The sequence below is a fragment of the Paroceanicella profunda genome (assembly GCF_005887635.2).
In the GTDB taxonomy this organism is placed as follows: domain Bacteria; phylum Pseudomonadota; class Alphaproteobacteria; order Rhodobacterales; family Rhodobacteraceae; genus Paroceanicella; species Paroceanicella profunda.
In genome coordinates, this window is the sequence record NZ_CP040818.1 from 3588340 (window position 1) to 3602623 (window position 14284).

The 14284-nt window shown below is 61.3% G+C and carries 14 protein-coding genes; 5 read left to right on the top strand and 9 right to left on the bottom strand.

The features are described 5' to 3' along the window. Window positions 1-38 precede the first annotated feature (38 nt). The gene (locus tag FDP22_RS15970; RefSeq protein ID WP_138575186.1) at window positions 39-965 is read right to left on the bottom strand and encodes a LysR family transcriptional regulator; all 927 of its coding nucleotides are present in this window, start codon (window positions 963-965) and stop codon (window positions 39-41) included. A gap of 97 nt (window positions 966-1062) precedes the next feature. On the opposite strand from FDP22_RS15970, the gene FDP22_RS15975 reads away from it, so the two are divergent. Next, window positions 1063-1881 carry an SDR family NAD(P)-dependent oxidoreductase gene (locus tag FDP22_RS15975; RefSeq protein ID WP_138575188.1) on the top strand — a complete coding sequence of 273 codons (819 nt, stop codon included), beginning with the start codon at window positions 1063-1065 and terminating at the stop codon, window positions 1879-1881. 65 nt (window positions 1882-1946) lie between these two features. On the opposite strand, the gene FDP22_RS15980 is transcribed toward FDP22_RS15975, so the two are convergent. The 6 genes from FDP22_RS15980 to FDP22_RS16005 all read right to left on the bottom strand — a co-directional run bounded on the left by FDP22_RS15980 (window position 1947) and on the right by FDP22_RS16005 (window position 8167). Next, window positions 1947-2948, bottom strand: a complete 1002-nt coding sequence (locus tag FDP22_RS15980; RefSeq protein ID WP_205910796.1) for an MBL fold metallo-hydrolase — start codon at window positions 2946-2948, stop codon at window positions 1947-1949. 192 nt (window positions 2949-3140) lie between these two features. Then, on the bottom strand, window positions 3141-3704 hold the full coding sequence (locus tag FDP22_RS15985; protein WP_138575190.1) for a TetR/AcrR family transcriptional regulator: 564 nt from the start codon (window positions 3702-3704) through the stop codon (window positions 3141-3143). After that, window positions 3701-4660: an SDR family NAD(P)-dependent oxidoreductase gene (locus tag FDP22_RS15990; protein WP_170317731.1), complete on the bottom strand. Its 960-nt coding sequence runs from the start codon at window positions 4658-4660 to the stop codon at window positions 3701-3703. The genes FDP22_RS15985 and FDP22_RS15990 overlap by 4 nt, the downstream gene beginning before the upstream one ends. A gap of 267 nt (window positions 4661-4927) precedes the next feature. Then, the gene (locus FDP22_RS15995; RefSeq protein WP_138575194.1) at window positions 4928-7108 is read right to left on the bottom strand and encodes a xanthine dehydrogenase family protein molybdopterin-binding subunit; all 2181 of its coding nucleotides are present in this window, start codon (window positions 7106-7108) and stop codon (window positions 4928-4930) included. Window positions 7109-7111: 3 nt separating this feature from the next. Next, window positions 7112-7564, bottom strand: a complete 453-nt coding sequence (locus FDP22_RS16000; RefSeq protein ID WP_138575196.1) for a (2Fe-2S)-binding protein — start codon at window positions 7562-7564, stop codon at window positions 7112-7114. A gap of 42 nt (window positions 7565-7606) precedes the next feature. After that, window positions 7607-8167 carry a c-type cytochrome gene (locus tag FDP22_RS16005; RefSeq protein WP_205910797.1) on the bottom strand — a complete coding sequence of 187 codons (561 nt, stop codon included), beginning with the start codon at window positions 8165-8167 and terminating at the stop codon, window positions 7607-7609. Between the two features lie 120 nt (window positions 8168-8287). On the opposite strand from FDP22_RS16005, the gene FDP22_RS16010 reads away from it, so the two are divergent. Continuing rightward, on the top strand, window positions 8288-9184 hold the full coding sequence (locus FDP22_RS16010; protein ID WP_138575198.1) for a LysR family transcriptional regulator: 897 nt from the start codon (window positions 8288-8290) through the stop codon (window positions 9182-9184). A 47-nt stretch (window positions 9185-9231) separates the two neighbouring features. Here the strand turns inward: FDP22_RS16010 and FDP22_RS16015 are convergent, their stop codons facing one another. Beyond that, on the bottom strand, window positions 9232-10134 hold the full coding sequence (locus FDP22_RS16015) for an AraC family transcriptional regulator (RefSeq protein ID WP_138575200.1): 903 nt from the start codon (window positions 10132-10134) through the stop codon (window positions 9232-9234). A 176-nt stretch (window positions 10135-10310) separates the two neighbouring features. Here FDP22_RS16015 and FDP22_RS16020 point away from each other — a divergent pair, with 176 nt between their 5' ends. Continuing rightward, entirely contained in the window at window positions 10311-11252 is a 942-nt protein-coding gene (locus tag FDP22_RS16020) for an SDR family oxidoreductase (RefSeq protein WP_138575202.1), read from the top strand. 125 nt (window positions 11253-11377) lie between these two features. Here the strand turns inward: FDP22_RS16020 and FDP22_RS16025 are convergent, their stop codons facing one another. Beyond that, a complete protein-coding gene (locus tag FDP22_RS16025) occupies window positions 11378-12322 on the bottom strand; it encodes a LysR family transcriptional regulator (RefSeq protein WP_138575204.1) in 945 nt (314 codons plus the stop codon). Window positions 12323-12402: 80 nt separating this feature from the next. On the opposite strand from FDP22_RS16025, the gene FDP22_RS16030 reads away from it, so the two are divergent. Both FDP22_RS16030 and FDP22_RS16035 read left to right on the top strand, forming a co-directional pair. Then, window positions 12403-13374 carry an MBL fold metallo-hydrolase gene (locus FDP22_RS16030; protein WP_138575206.1) on the top strand — a complete coding sequence of 324 codons (972 nt, stop codon included), beginning with the start codon at window positions 12403-12405 and terminating at the stop codon, window positions 13372-13374. A gap of 360 nt (window positions 13375-13734) precedes the next feature. Further along, window positions 13735-14148: a DoxX family protein gene (locus FDP22_RS16035; protein WP_205910798.1), complete on the top strand. Its 414-nt coding sequence runs from the start codon at window positions 13735-13737 to the stop codon at window positions 14146-14148. Window positions 14149-14284: the final 136 nt, after the last annotated feature.

A 14284-nucleotide genomic window follows, 5' to 3' on the forward strand; every position in this document is an offset into this window, starting at 1 on the left:
TGCCAGACATGGTCACCGGGCGTCGGCAGCCCGATCGACTAATGCTCTCTGCCATCGGAGGCGCCGATCCGCTCTGGCGCCTCCTGCCTCAGGATCGCGAGGAAGAGCGAGAAGGGACGGGTCGGTTGGCGGCGGCTTGAATAGAACGCGTGATACCCCGGAAAAGGCGGGCTCCAGTCTGCGAGGACTTCGACAAGGCTCCCTCTGCCCAGAGCCGGCACAGCAAGGTCCTCCAACATATAGGCCAAGCCCAGCCCTGAACAGGCCGCCCCCACGAGCGCGTCGCCGTCGTTGACGATGACCGTAGGGGACACCTTCACGGTCTCCGCATGCCCGTCCTTTTCGAATACCCAAGGCGAAAGAGTGCCTCCGGCATTTCGGAAGCCGATGCATTGGTGCCCGGAAAGGTCCCGGGGCGTCCGCGGCTCGTTGACGCCATCAAGATACGCCGGCGCCCCCACGACGACGGTGCGCAGCGGCGGTCCCACGGGCACGGACACCATATTCATCTCCAGACGATCACGCATCCGTATCCCGACGTCGAAGCGTTCAGCGACGATATCGACATAGTCGTCCTCGACAGTTAACTCGCCCTCGATTCCGGGATAGGCCGCCATCAGGCGCGAAAAGGCCGGCCAGACCAGGGTGTCCGCGGCATGTTTTCCACGCGTCACACGCAGACGCCCGCCTGGCTGCTCCCGCAGCAGGCCCAGTTCCTCGATTTCCGCGTCAAGCCCTGCGATCGCCGGCGCAAGGGTCTTGAGAAGCCGATCACCTGCGGCCGTCGGGGCAAGGCTGCGTGTCGACCGCCACAGCAACCGCACCCCCAATTCACTTTCCAGACGCTTGATGGTTCGACTGACGGCGGACTGAGTGACCCCGAGGCTACGCGCTGCGGCGGTAAAGCTCTGCAGTTCGACGACGCAGTGAAAGACAACAAGGTCGGAGAATTTGCGAGGATCCATTCATGACTCATACTCCTGGGCCCAAGAACTATCCATGCGCTAATCGATCGCCGACGAGATGCCCACATTGGATGTCAAACAGTATGTGGAGCTGAATATGTCTGACAAAGTATGGTTCATCACCGGTGCCGGCAGAGGGCTGGGACACCTGATCGCCCGCGATGCGATACAGACTGGCGACAAGGTTGTCGCCACCAGCGCAGTTGTCGACGGGGGCGCAGAGGGCCTCTCTGCCCCGGAGGACAGTTTATTGGTGCTGCCGCTCGACGTGACGGATCCGGAGGCGGCGTCGGCGGCCCACGATGCGGCCCTGAAAAGGTTCGGCCGTGTCGATGTCCTGGTCAACAATGCCGGCCGCGCTCAGCTAGGCGGGTTCGAAACGATTCCCGAGGAGGACGTGCGCCGACAGTTCGACATCAACCTCTTTGGTGCGATGAACGTTGCACGTTCGGTATTGCCCACGATGCGCCGGCAGCGGTCCGGCCTGATCGTGACCATCTCGTCCGTGAACGGGCTCGTTTCCAATCCGGGCGGCTCGGTCTACGCGGCATCGAAATTCGCTCTCGAAGGTTGGATGGAGGGCCTTGCCGAGGAGATTGCTCCGCTCGGCATCCGCTCGCTGATCGTGGAGCCGGGGATGATGCGCACGAACTTCCTCGACCCATCGACCGCGCGTCAGGGACAATTCGAAACTGCAGATTATGCGGAGGCGGTGGAAGGGTTCCGAAGTTTCATTGCGCAGGCAAACGGCACGCAGCCAAGCGACCCTGAAGACCCTGTCGCGATGATTGTCGCCGAGGCAGCTGCGTCCGAGCCGGCTCGACGGCTACTCTTCGGAGAGGATGCGCATGACTGGGCAGGTGCCAAGTGCCGGCAACTGTCGGAAGAGATTAACGCCTCGCGCAGCCGTGCTTGAACGGACCGTCGCACCCCGGGCCCATCCGGCCGCAGGCCGTCTTGGGTCCGGGGCAACATCACGTCTCAGAACTGCCAGTTGGCCGGCACCCACGCGTAGCCGGCGTCGGTGCGTAGCATCCGGCCAAGTCCGGGGAACGGATAGTGGAAGCCAAGGACGAGCATCCCGTCCGCAGCGGCCATCTCGAAAATCCGCATCCGGGACGCCAGCGCGGTTTCCTTGTCCCGATCGGGTCCGGGCAACCAGGGCTGGTCGATGTTGACCACAGGGTGATAGGCAAGATCCGCCGTCAGCAACAACTGGTCGGCGCCTGAGTGGACGAGAAAATTCGCCATGCCGGGCGTATGGCCGACGGCCGAAATAGTGGTCAAACCGGGAACGATTTCGTCTCCCGCGTCGTAGAGTTCAATCTCATCTACGATGGGCTCTACGCTCCGTTTAATGGCCGCAGAGAAATTGCGACGGAAGTCTGCCGAAACTGGCATGTAAGACAGATCCGGGTCATTGTTCACAAAGAAGTCCCAGTCAGCACGGGGCGCAAAAACTGTGGCATTCGGGAAAGCACTACCGCCATCGGCTGCGCGCAGATTACCGACGTGGTCTGGGTGAGTGTGCGAGACAACCACGATGTCGATGTCGCCCGGAGTCAGACCGATGGCGGCGAGGTTCGCGAAGATGGCCCCGCCCTGTGGACCCATCGTCTGCCCGGCGCCGGCCTCGAGAAGGATCCGTCTGCCATTCACCTCGACCAGAAGAGTGTTGAGGTTCAGCGTCAGCCGATCGGTCGGCAGGAAGGCACGAGTCAGAACCTCCTCAAGCTCCGCTTCCGCGGCGGTGCTGGCGTAGACTTGCGGCGGGCCGCCGATCAACCCGTCGCTCAGCACGGTGGCCGAGATGTCCTCACCGACCCGAAAGCGATAGTACCCGGCATTCTGGCCAGGAGCGGCCGGTGCGCTCGCAGTCGCCGTCTGCGCCAGTGACATGCTGGCAGGCATTGTCAGAGAAGCGGATGCGGACGAAATCGCCGTGAGCATGATTCTTCTTCTGTTGATCGTGTAGAGAGACATAAGAACTCCTGCGATGAGATGCCGTCGCAATGCCCGGCACAGTGATGACGTACTTCGGGCAAAGCTCTCATCGCCCAGCCCCAGGACCTCTGGCATCAAATGGCAGGGCGGAAGTAACCAAATAAGGCTGCAATATCAGAATGGGTTGTTAAGCCGGGCTACTCAATACGAAGTGGTCATGCCCCCCATCAATCATCGGGAGAACAGCTCGAACATCAGATCGAGCCCCTCTTCGATACTCGGCAGCCCTTTCTCCTTTGACAGGACCCCGTTGGCCTCCATAGAGACGAGCCCGTGCATGGTGGCGAGAAAGAGACTTGTCAGAACCTTGGCTGATGCGTCAGGGAGTTGGAAATCCCTTTGGCATTCCACAACCATGGCCATGACTTGTTCCACGCAGGCGGTGCTCTTCTTCTGCAAGTCGGAATGATTGCGTGCGAGGGCCGGAACACTGAACACGAGGCGGTAGCGGGCCGGCCGTTCGCGCCCAAAGGTCACAAGTGCTCCGATGGCCTTCATGAGCATGTCTTTGGGTGCTTGTTCCGCCTTGCGAAGCTCGGCGAATGAGGCGGTGAGGTTGTCGAGATCCGCCGCAGCAACGGCGGCAAGCAGGGCGTCACGGCTCTCGAAATGCTTGTATGGAGCATTGTGCGAAAGGCCCGCGCCTTTGCCGACCGCGCGCAAAGTCACTGCCGCTTCGCCTCCACAATCCAGCAGATTTGCGGCGGTCTCGACCAGCGTTTCGTACGTACTCATAATAGCATTCCCGGCTCCTCGTCCTGGCCAAGCCGCGAAAGCCTCTTGGATTCCGCCCAAAGATCCCGCGCCAACTCCAGATCATACGACATTGCCGCGGAGCGCCTCTCGACCAAGGCCCCGTCTTGCCATTGATAGTAGCACCCCGAGCCGTAAGCGGTCGCAGTCGCGAGGTCGGCAAGGGCACGTCCCGACTGTTCGAGGTCACCAAGCGTCAGACCGAACCGCCTCATCAGCCAGCGCATGACGCGCGAGCCTATCATTGCGCGTGCCGCCCCCGGGAGATCCCTGAGCAATCCGGTTTCGGCGATGGCACCGGGGTCGTAAGCGATGGTCGTGATGCCCCGGCCGGCCGCCCTTAGCCTCCGGTCCAGTTCGTAGCAGTGCAGTATGACACAGAGCTTGGAGGTGGTATAACGCTCGCCTCCTGTAAGAGGCGGGTGACCGTCAAGTCCTGCTTTCGCCAGCACCTCCGCCACCGGTTTCGTGGCCCGACCAATGAACCGACCGTCTGCCGTATCCGGGTCATGGGTGCCACTCGCGGTGAAGACGATGCGCCCCTCCCTGTCCAAGGCGTCGAGCAACAACTGGACAAGCAGGAAATGCCCGAGGTAGTTCGTCGTGAAGGTCAGCTCGTAACCATCTTCAGTATAAGTCGGCTCACCTCGGAACGTCGCACCCGCATTGCACAGGACTGCCTGAAGACCTGCAATCTCACCGCTTTCAATCAAGCTGAGGCAACGGCAAGCTGCCTCGCGGACTGAAGCCAATGACCCCAGATCCACTTGAATTGGGCTCACCTTCACCGCGAAATTTGCGCGAAGGTCCTCTGCAACCTCATCCATCCTCGAAACATTTCGCCCCAGCAGAACTAGGTCGTACTTTTTTGCCGCGACGTGCTTAACGCATTCGAGGCCAATACCACCGTGACCGCCGGTGATTAGAATAGTCGGCATCTGAACCCTCCACGTTGACATCGTCAACCATAGGCGGGCCCGGTTGACGGCGTCAACCCGAGAATGTCTCTGACTACTTCCGCCTGTTCGCAAAGATCCTGGCAAAATTTTCCAAAGGAGCAGCCACTTGCTGGCGGCCTCTCACCCTTCGGCTGTCGTTTTTGGTGCCGTCACTCGCCGCGTTGGAGAACGCGACGAGCACCGTATGGCAAGACGTTTCTACGACTGGCGCAGCTGGGGCCCGTGGGTGCGTCACCGACCGTCCAGTTAGGTCCGGCGAGGAAAAGGGAGCCGGTTGGGTGCGGCGCCCGTCAGCGCCCGCACCGCGTTGGCGATCGCGGGTGCAGCCATCGGGACGCCTATTTCCCCTCCGCCGCTGGGTGGATTGTCTGAGTCAATGATCTGCACCTCGATCTCTGGCACGTCGTACATGCGGATCGGCTCGTAATCGTAGAAGTTGTTCTGATCGATCTGGCCCGCCGTGAAGGATGACCGCTCCGCCAGGACCGAGGACAGGCCGAACAGAATGCCACCCTCTACCTGAGAGAGATAGGATTGCGGATGGATCGCAAGCCCGGGGTCGACGGCCGCCCAGAACCGGTGAACCCTAAGCCGTTCCCCTTCGTACGAGACCTCCGCCACTCCCGAGGCATAGCTCGATTTATAGCCGGCGAAGGCAATGCCGTGGGCCCTACCCTCAGGCGCATTTCCGAAATCGGACATCGCCACCACGGCATCGAATACGCCCAGTCCCCGGGGCGAATTCGACAGCAGCCGCCGCCGGAAACTCACCGGGTCGGAACCCGCCTGCTCAGCAAGTTCGTCAATGAAACATTCCCGACCAAAACAGACCGGTCCCCACCCGATTCCGCGCCATGCAGAAAGTCGCGAGACCCGTGGCGCCTGGATGTGCTCTGCGCGGAATTCGGGAATATCGTAGTCCCGGCTCTCGCTGCCTTCCATAATCAGCGGGTCCGTTCGAACCTCGGGATTCCACCTGTCGGGCTGGACGAACTGGAAGGTCGAGGGCGCGGCGACGCGATGACGCAATGCCTCCAAGGCGCCGTTCTCGCCAAGGATTGCGTCGAATCGCTGCACCGTAGCGGCGCGCAGCCACCCCTGCTTGACGTCATCCTCGCGGGTCCAGACCAGCTTGACTGGCCGTCCTGCGGCACGCGACAAGATCAATGCGTCGCGCAGCATCTCGCGGGCGAACCATGTCCGCCGTCCAAAAGCACCGCCCATTTGCATGGCATTCAGCCGGATGCGGTCCGGCGTCGTACCCAGCACTGCGGCAGCGATGGCGACAGAGACCGTTTGGCTTTGAGTGCCGATCCAGATTTCGGCGCCGAGACCATCCTCGTCGACCGAGGCGACGACATTCAGGGGTTCCATCTGAGCATGATAGACGTGCTCCGTGGTATAGTGCGCGGTGATGACGTTGCCGGCGGAGTAGTCCTCGCCCCCGTCTCCCCGGCTTTCCCAGACCACAACGTCGGCATTCGGGTCATCGGCGGCCGTCGTGAGGTTCTGCAGCTCCGCCTCGCTGTCGGCCGTGCGGAACGGCGATGTTTCCGTCCAGCTTACGTCAAGCGCCTCGCGCCCGGCAACGGCGGCCCAAAAGGACCTGGCCAGTACCGCGACCGAATTGGGCAGGGCCATAACGTCGAGAACTCCGTCGATGGCACGCGCGGCGGCATCCGAGTTGATTGTCGGCGCTTCTCCCTCCACAGGTGCCAGAAGCTGCACGGCATAGACCATGTCAGGCACGTCCACATCGATGGAGTACCGCGTCGCCCCCGTCGTCTTGTCCGGGATATCGAGTCGGTCGACATCGGTGCCGATGATCGTCCATTCGGAGCGCGGCTTCAGGTCCTCATCGGCCACTGCCTCGACGGGCATGTCGGGCTGCACGAGAGCGGCGACCTCGCCGTACCGCATGGTCCGCCCGGTGGCGTTGTGCAGCAGTGTGCCCTGACGGGTCGTTACCTCTGCGACCGGCACATTCCAATGCGCGGCAGCAATCTGGCGCAGGATCTGGCGCGCTTGGGCACCGGCCTGCCGCAGGCCGTTGAAGTACCCCTCGACCGTGTAGCTGCCGGCGGTGTACAGAATGCCGCCGATCGACGGGTTTCCGTAGACCCCGTCCAGGTCGTTGCCGACCTGCTCGGTCGACACCGTGCTCCAGTCGGCATCGAGTTCTTCCGCGACGATCATGGGCAGCGCCGTATTCGCCCCCTGCCCCATTTCAGCCCCGCCGTACATGATCGTCATGCGATCATCCGGCGTGATCGTGACCCAAGCATTTATTTGCCCGCCATTCAGGGATTGCGCCTCGACCGATCGGCCGATGACGGCAACACCGCCGCCGCTCATCAATGCGAACGACAAGGCGCCCGCGCCGCCGAGAAATCCGCGTCTGGTCGGCCTGGAGAGTGAACCTGACATGAGTCATCCTTCCTGTGCGGCGCGTTCGATCGCGCGAATGATCCGTGAGTAGGTGGCGCAGCGGCATAGGTTGGCCGACATCTCGTCGACGATTTCGTCGCGGCTCGGCTGGGGAGAACGGGACAGCAGCGCGGCGGCCCGCATGATCTGGCCAGACTGGCAATAGCCGCATTGGGGAACCTGCTCCGCTATCCAGGCTTTTTGAACCGGATGATCGCCTTCGGGAGACAGACCCTCGATCGTGGTGATCGTGTCGCCCTCGATATCGCCGACGCGGAGCTGGCAGGCAAACATGGCCTCGCCGTTCAGATGCACCGTACAGGCGCCGCACATCCCCGCTCCGCAGCCATAGCGCGTGCCCGTGAGCTTCAATTCATCCCGGAGTGCCCAGAGCAGTGGCGTATCTGGGCTGATGTCGATCTCTACACTTCGACCATTCACGTTCAGATTGACCATCTTGGTTCCTCTTGCCTGTTATGGTTGGGTCTCGCCTCGGGATCAGGGGTCTTCTCCCCCACTCCCGTGCGCTTCAAGAAAGCTGACGATCGCTTGCCGCTGAGCGGGGTCGGTGATCCGGACGGCCATCATGGTGCCGGGCACGACTTCGCGTGGGTCCGCCAGAAACGCGTCTAGAGTTTCTGCATCCCAAACGAGATCCGCTTCCTCGAGAGCGTGGGAATAGCGGGCGCCCTCGACGCTGCCTGCAGGACGCCCGAACACACCGGCGAGTGTGGGACCTGCTCCACGCCCGCTGTCCTCAAGGCTGTGACAGGATGCGCAACGCTGTTGGTAAAGGCGCTCGCCATCGACGGTCTGCGCAGACACAATCTGCGAACACGGCACCAAAGCCGCTGCAAGTCGCAATGTGCAGCCGAACCGGGGCAACTTTTTGCGTGGCTCGAACGGTTTTGTCATGAAGTGCTTTTCCGCTTTCAGGCTGAGTCTGATTGTCGCGCACAACCGGCCAATCTCGCGTGCCCGAAGCTCGAAAAAAATTGCCTGATAATCCGACGTTTGATGGTCATTGCGAACCGGAGCGCGGAGAGAAGTGTCGGACATGTCAGAAGTGCTCCGGTGCATGAGAAGCGGGTGTCACGACAAAGTTGGAGAGCGCAGGCTGGAAAAACCATGCGGCCGCAGCTAACCATATAGATTACCAAATCTTAACTATGACCCGCCATGCGCCATTCCGATCTCGAGGCCTTTCTCGCCGTTGCCCGTGCCGGCAGCTTCCGGGTCGCCGCACGCGAGCGCGGCGTGACCGGATCGGCCATGAGCCAGACGATCCGCGCATTGGAAGAATCGTTGGAGGTCCGGCTCTTTAATCGGACCACGCGCAGCGTCGTACTAACCGAAGCGGGCGATCTGCTGATGAAACGGCTATCGCCGGCCTTAGCGGAGATCCGATCCAGCATTGAGGAAGTGCGCTCAATGAAGGGGCAGCCGACGGGCCGGGTCCGCGTCAATGCACCGGCACCGGCGCTGGACTGGCTGATCGTGCCTCACATGGTTCGGTTTCTTGACACTTATCCGGGGATCACTCTCGAGATCATCGAGGATGCGAAGGACGTGGACATAGTGGCCGAAGGCTATGACGTCGGTATCCGGCTCGGACTTGAAATGGCGCAGGATATGGTCGCCGTTCCTCTGGGGCCGGAGCAAGACTATGCGGTCGTGGGTTCTCCGACATTCGTCGATCGGTACGGCATTCCGCGATCACCGCAGCATCTGAGAGAGTTCGACTGTACCCGGATCCGCTTCCCCAGCGGCACGATCTTCGCATGGCGCTTCCGCGACGGAGACCAGGAGATCACCTTCACGCCCGAGGGAAGGCTCACAGTGAACAACGCGCGCCATGCCGTTGCGGCGGCTATCGGCGGAGCCGGGCTGGCTCGCGTGGCGCTACCCTACGCGCAGGAGGCCCTTACGGACGGCCGTCTGGTCAGGTTGCTGTCTGATTTTTCACCCCGGCTCCCTGCATGGCATCTCTATTACCCGAGCCGTCGGCACAAACCCCCGGCGCTTGAGGCTTTTTTGGATTTCTTTTCGAAGGCGGGCCGTGAGATGGAGTCTTGACCGGTATTGGAAGTCCTGTTGTTTGACCTGGCGCTGCCAGCCGACGCTCAGAGGGTCAACTGCTCCCCGTAAGGTCGGAGAGCGGCCGCATCCCGCTTTGGCGAACAGCCGAACAGCCGGGAATATTCCCTGCTGAACTGCGAAGGGCTCTCGTAGCCGACCTCGAGAGCGGCGCGGGTGACGGTCGCCGCTTCTGTTACCATGAGCCGCCGAGCCTCGATCAGCCGAAGCTGCTTCAGGTACTGTAACGGCGTCATCGAAGTCAGGGTCTTGAAGTGTTGATGAAAGGATGACGTACTCATGCAGGCGACCTCGGCCAGTTCGTCAATCCGGAACGGGCGCTTGAAGTTCCGGCGCAGGTGAATGATGGAGTCGGCAATCCGGCGGGTATGACTGTCCACCTGCACCATCTTGCGAAGTTCCCCGCCGTTCGGCCCCGTCAGAAGCCAGTAATACAACTCCCTGATGATTGCCGGATAGAGCACCGGAACCGCCTCGGGGGTGTTGAAAAGCCGGACCAGCCGGATGATGCAGTCGCGCGCCCCGGCGCTGAGCGTTTCGACAAACAGGCCAGATCCGGATGGCCCGACTGCCGGCGGCTTTGGCAGCTTCTCCAAAACCCCGCGCAAGGTGTCGCCGTCAAACTCGATCGTCAGTCCAAGGAACGGTTCCGCCTTGCTCGCCTTCGTCACGCAACCGAAGGCTGGCAGCTCGACGCTCACGGCCAGGGCGCTGCCCGCCGCGTAGTCCAGGACCTTGTCCGCGACCTCGATTCGTTTCGCCCCCTGCACCACAACGCATAGCGACGGCTTGTACATCTGCCTGAACGGCAGACTCGCCTGCGTGCTGCACAACACCAGAACTTCATCTATCGGTGTGCGGGAAAGGGCGTCGGTCCCACCGGCGGACGCAACATATTCTGACAATGTACCTACGAGTTCGGCATCCACCACCCAGTCCTTTCAACAGCTTCCGTCGCCAAGTGTGGCGAAAGCCCACCCGCTAAACCAGAGGTTTGTAGGATTAGGCAAATTTTCGCGTGGTTCAGGCATGCGCCGCACCGTTGCAGCATCCATTTAGGTCGGACAAATGCTGCAGGATTTACCTGCAATTTGAGGACGCGCAAATGAGCAGATGGACCACCAAAGACCTCCCCTCGCTTCAAGGCCGCTCAGTGGTGATTACCGGAACGGGTGGCATTGGCTATGAAACTGCGGTTGCGATGGCGGGCGCCGGCGCCACGGTCTTGCTGTCCGGCCGAAACCCGACCAGCGGCAGAGCCGCGGTTGATCGCATCCGTGCGGCAACGCCGGGCGCAAATGTTTCATTTGAACAGATCGACCTCGCCGACCTCAACTCCATTGCGGCATTCGGAGAGAGATTGCGCGCGGGACGTGACAGCCTCGATCTTCTGATCAACAACGCAGGCGTCATGGCCCCCCCGGACAAGCGACTGACGAAGGACGGCTTCGAGCTGCAGTTCGGAACCAATTTCCTTGGCCATTTCGCGCTGACCGCGCATCTGCTGCCCTTGCTCCGCCTGGGTCACGAACCGCGTGTCGTTACCCTTGGGAGCATTGCTGCGAACGGTGGTGCCATCGATTTTTCCAACCTCAATGCAGAGCGTTCCTACAAGCCGATGGTCAACTATAGCCAATCGAAGCTGGCCTGCGTGCTTTTCGCTCTTGAGTTGCAGCGGCGCAGCCAGGCGAATGCATGGGGCGTTGACAGCATCGGCGCACATCCCGGCGTCTCGCGCAGCGACCTCATCACCAATTCCGCAAACCGCTGGCACTTCAGTAGCCTGATGCGGACTTACCTACCGTTCCTGTTTCAACCCGTTGCACAAGGCGCCCTGCCAACCCTCTACGCGGCCACTTCGCCCGATGCCCGACCCGGAGGTTACTACGGCCCCAACCGCATGGGCGAGACCCGTGGTTATCCGGTCGCCGCGAAAATTGTCGAGCAAGCCGCGGACCCGCAGATCGCCGCCCGCCTGTGGGAAGAGGCGATCCGATTGACGGGAGTATCTTTTGGTCAGTCGGTCGAATCTTCTATGTCTTCGTAGCGGGATGGAGCGCGACAGTTCAACCAGTCGCAAGTTCTGTCTTCGTGCGGACCAAAGAGAAAGCATAGCCGGGGCGGCGCCACCCACATGAGCATGTACCCCTTTCGTCAGAGTTCATATTTCTTCTAGCTCGGACACGGTGGAGACCTACGTTTTTCGCTGGCCTCACGGACGCGCTCCCGCAGCCACCCGATTGCTGGATCGTTTGCTGCGTGTCTGCCCCACCGCATTCGCACAGCTGGCAATGACAGCGGAATCGGCAGCGCGTCCACAACGAGACCAAGCGGCCGCCCGAACCGCTCTGCCACATCGCGCGCCACTGTCGCAACAAGGGGGCTCGCCTGCGCAGCAGCAAGTGCGGAGAAAAAGCCCATTGGCTCCATGACCACGTTTAGCTGCGGCCCAGCCGCCCGGAGGGCATCCCGGATGTATCCTTGGAGACTTCCGTCCTGCGAGGCGAGCGCATGCCGGGCGGCGATGTAGCCGTCGAATGAAATCGGCCCCCGGATTTCCACCAAAGCGGGATTGTAGCAGCAGGTCGCATCGACCTCGTACAGCACCGAACTCTCCCCCGTTGCCGGCGAGGCGGGTCTGCAGCCGACCACCAGATCGACGCCGCCGTTCTCAAGTGCGGCATCGAGATCATTTCCCTGCGCCGGTACAGATTGCACGGAGACCCCCGGGGCCGCCCGGCCGATAAGTGCCACCAAGGCGGGCAGAACAAGCACCTCGACCTCAGGTGACATGGCAATTCGGAATAATCGGCACTCGGTGGCCGGGTCGAACACCTGCTGCTGCCGGAGTGCGGCCTCGGCCTGCAACAGGAGCTGCCGGATTGGCCCGGCGAGCGCTCTTGTTCGTAAGGTCGGCTGCATAGTCTGGCCCGATCGGACAAATAGCTCATCTTGCAACAGCATCCGCAACGTCGCGAGGGCGTGGCTCATCGCCGGTTGGCCAATCCGAAGCCGTTGCGCCGCCCGCGTCACGCTCTGCTCAGTCATCAGCGCATCGAAGGCGACCAGAAGGTTAAGGTCGAACGAACGAAGATTGAAATGGTCGATGGACATCATTCCTCGCATCGATTTGATCACTACAGAAAACGTCCTTACCTCGCAGTTGAACAGAAGTCGACCGTGTTAGGAGAACACCGATGAAACGTCGTACACTATTCAAATACACCGGGGGCATGGGATTAGCTGTTGGCATGGGTGCCACAGTGGCACAGTCCGCGCAGGCCGGCGCCCCCGCAAGTGGGAAACAAGCTCCCGGCTATTATAGGATACGGCTTGGTGACTACGAGGTTACGGCTCTATCGGACGGGACCATTGGGCTCCCGATGGATACCCTGTACCAAGGCCTTCCACCGCAGGATGTCATCGAGCATCTCGCTCAGCGTTTCCAAGCATCGCCAGTCGAAACTTCGGTGAACGCCTACCTTGTCAACACCGGCGAGCGGCTGGTCCTGATCGACGCTGGTACGGGAACCCTGATGGGGCCGGATCTGGGCAGGCTGCCGAGCAATCTTTCGGCTGCCGGCCATTTCGCCGAGCAGGTGGACGACATCATCCTGACGCATATCCACCCGGACCACGCGGGAGGTCTGGTTACCAACGGGCGGATGACCTTCCCGAACGCGACAGTACATGTGAACCGTCGGGAAATGGACTTCTGGCTGGCGCCAGCCGGAGAAGCGCGGACGATTGAAACCCTCGCCTCCTTGGTCGAGGAGGCCCTAGGCTCACTGTCCCCGTACATCGCGGCCGGCAGGCTTCAGAGCTTCGAGGACGGCGCATCCCCCATTGCAGGATTCTCTACTGCCCTCCGGGCTGGCCATACTCCGGGTCATAGCGCCGTCACCGTTGAACGCGGGGGTGATAAGCTCGTTATTTGGGGCGACATCGTGCACGGTGATTTCCTGCAATACGATCGGCCCGAGGTGACGGTGACAATCGATCTCGATCCGGACATGGCTTGCGCGGCTCGAGCCGCCGCCTTCGCGGAAGCCGCGGACGAAAGATACATTGTTGCCGGAGCACATCACGGCTTTCCGGGTCTTGGCCAAGTCCAACGCGTCGGAACGCACTACGCCTGGATACCCCTGCCCTATAGCGCCAACGTCTGAAAGTGGACCATGAGTGCGACGCAGCTTGCAGCGGCGCAGCACGACCGGGAAAAGCGGGGACCGGCAAACACTGTCATCGGCAAGCATCGCCTCCCCCTACGGGTCAGGCAAGGCTGGGCCGATGACCGCCTCTCCAGCCAGGCATGAACTGCTATGGCGTCAGCTCTCTGACCTAGGGGCCCGGCAAGCCAGACGCACGTCGAATAAAACGAACTGACTGTACGGCAAGGAGCTGAAGAGAAACGTATGGAGCCGACCCGAATTACAATTTGATACCGAGACGATACATGCACGGCAAACTCCACGCGGACCGACGCGGTACAAGAATTGGACTGAAAACCCAAGGGAACTGGAATGCAAATGTCTCTTCTCGGCGCTTCCGCTACCGCCGCGCCGCACATTCTCAGCCTGCTGCGCCTCTTTGCCGCCGGCTCGTTTTTCTCACATGGCTCTATGAAGATCTTCTCCTGGCCAGCCCCCTTCGAATACCAGATGTCTGGCTTGGTTTATATCGCTGGATTTATGGAAGTGATCGGAGGCCCGTTACTCGCCATCGGCCTGATGACGCGCCCTGTCGCATTTATGTTGTCGGGTCTAATGGCCTTCGCCTACTTCATGGCCCATGCCCCGCAGAACTTTTTTCCGGTGCTCAACGGTGGCGAGCCGTCAATGCTCTACTGCTTCCTGTTTCTCTACATCTCGGCGGCTGGCCCAGGCCCGTGGAGCGTCGACGCCGCCATGGCCCGCCGGGCAAACTTGCGTCCGGCCCGATGAGCCGCGTCTCGACACGTCGTGTCATACGGGTCGGAACCTGCTGGCAGAGCAAACACTAGTCCGGTGCGAAACCAAAGCGCAGGGCCAATTCTCCGCAGGCCTTGCGACGCCGTAAAAAAATTGCGGCGCCACAACT

Coding starts and splice junctions, on each gene's coding strand:
- FDP22_RS15975 (WP_138575188.1), top strand. CDS start 1,063: ATGTCTGACAAAGTATGGTTCATCACCGGTGCCGGCAGAGGGCTGGGA.
- FDP22_RS16025 (WP_138575204.1), bottom strand. CDS start 12,322: ATGATGTCCATCGACCATTTCAATCTTCGTTCGTTCGACCTTAACCTT.
- FDP22_RS16020 (WP_138575202.1), top strand. CDS start 10,311: ATGAGCAGATGGACCACCAAAGACCTCCCCTCGCTTCAAGGCCGCTCA.
- FDP22_RS16000 (WP_138575196.1), bottom strand. CDS start 7,564: ATGGTCAATCTGAACGTGAATGGTCGAAGTGTAGAGATCGACATCAGC.
- FDP22_RS15995 (WP_138575194.1), bottom strand. CDS start 7,108: ATGTCAGGTTCACTCTCCAGGCCGACCAGACGCGGATTTCTCGGCGGC.
- FDP22_RS16035 (WP_205910798.1), top strand. CDS start 13,735: ATGTCTCTTCTCGGCGCTTCCGCTACCGCCGCGCCGCACATTCTCAGC.
- FDP22_RS15990 (WP_170317731.1), bottom strand. CDS start 4,660: ATGCCGACTATTCTAATCACCGGCGGTCACGGTGGTATTGGCCTCGAA.
- FDP22_RS15970 (WP_138575186.1), bottom strand. CDS start 965: ATGGATCCTCGCAAATTCTCCGACCTTGTTGTCTTTCACTGCGTCGTC.
- FDP22_RS15985 (WP_138575190.1), bottom strand. CDS start 3,704: ATGAGTACGTACGAAACGCTGGTCGAGACCGCCGCAAATCTGCTGGAT.
- FDP22_RS16005 (WP_205910797.1), bottom strand. CDS start 8,167: ATGTCCGACACTTCTCTCCGCGCTCCGGTTCGCAATGACCATCAAACG.
- FDP22_RS16030 (WP_138575206.1), top strand. CDS start 12,403: ATGAAACGTCGTACACTATTCAAATACACCGGGGGCATGGGATTAGCT.
- FDP22_RS15980 (WP_205910796.1), bottom strand. CDS start 2,948: ATGTCTCTCTACACGATCAACAGAAGAAGAATCATGCTCACGGCGATT.
- FDP22_RS16010 (WP_138575198.1), top strand. CDS start 8,288: ATGCGCCATTCCGATCTCGAGGCCTTTCTCGCCGTTGCCCGTGCCGGC.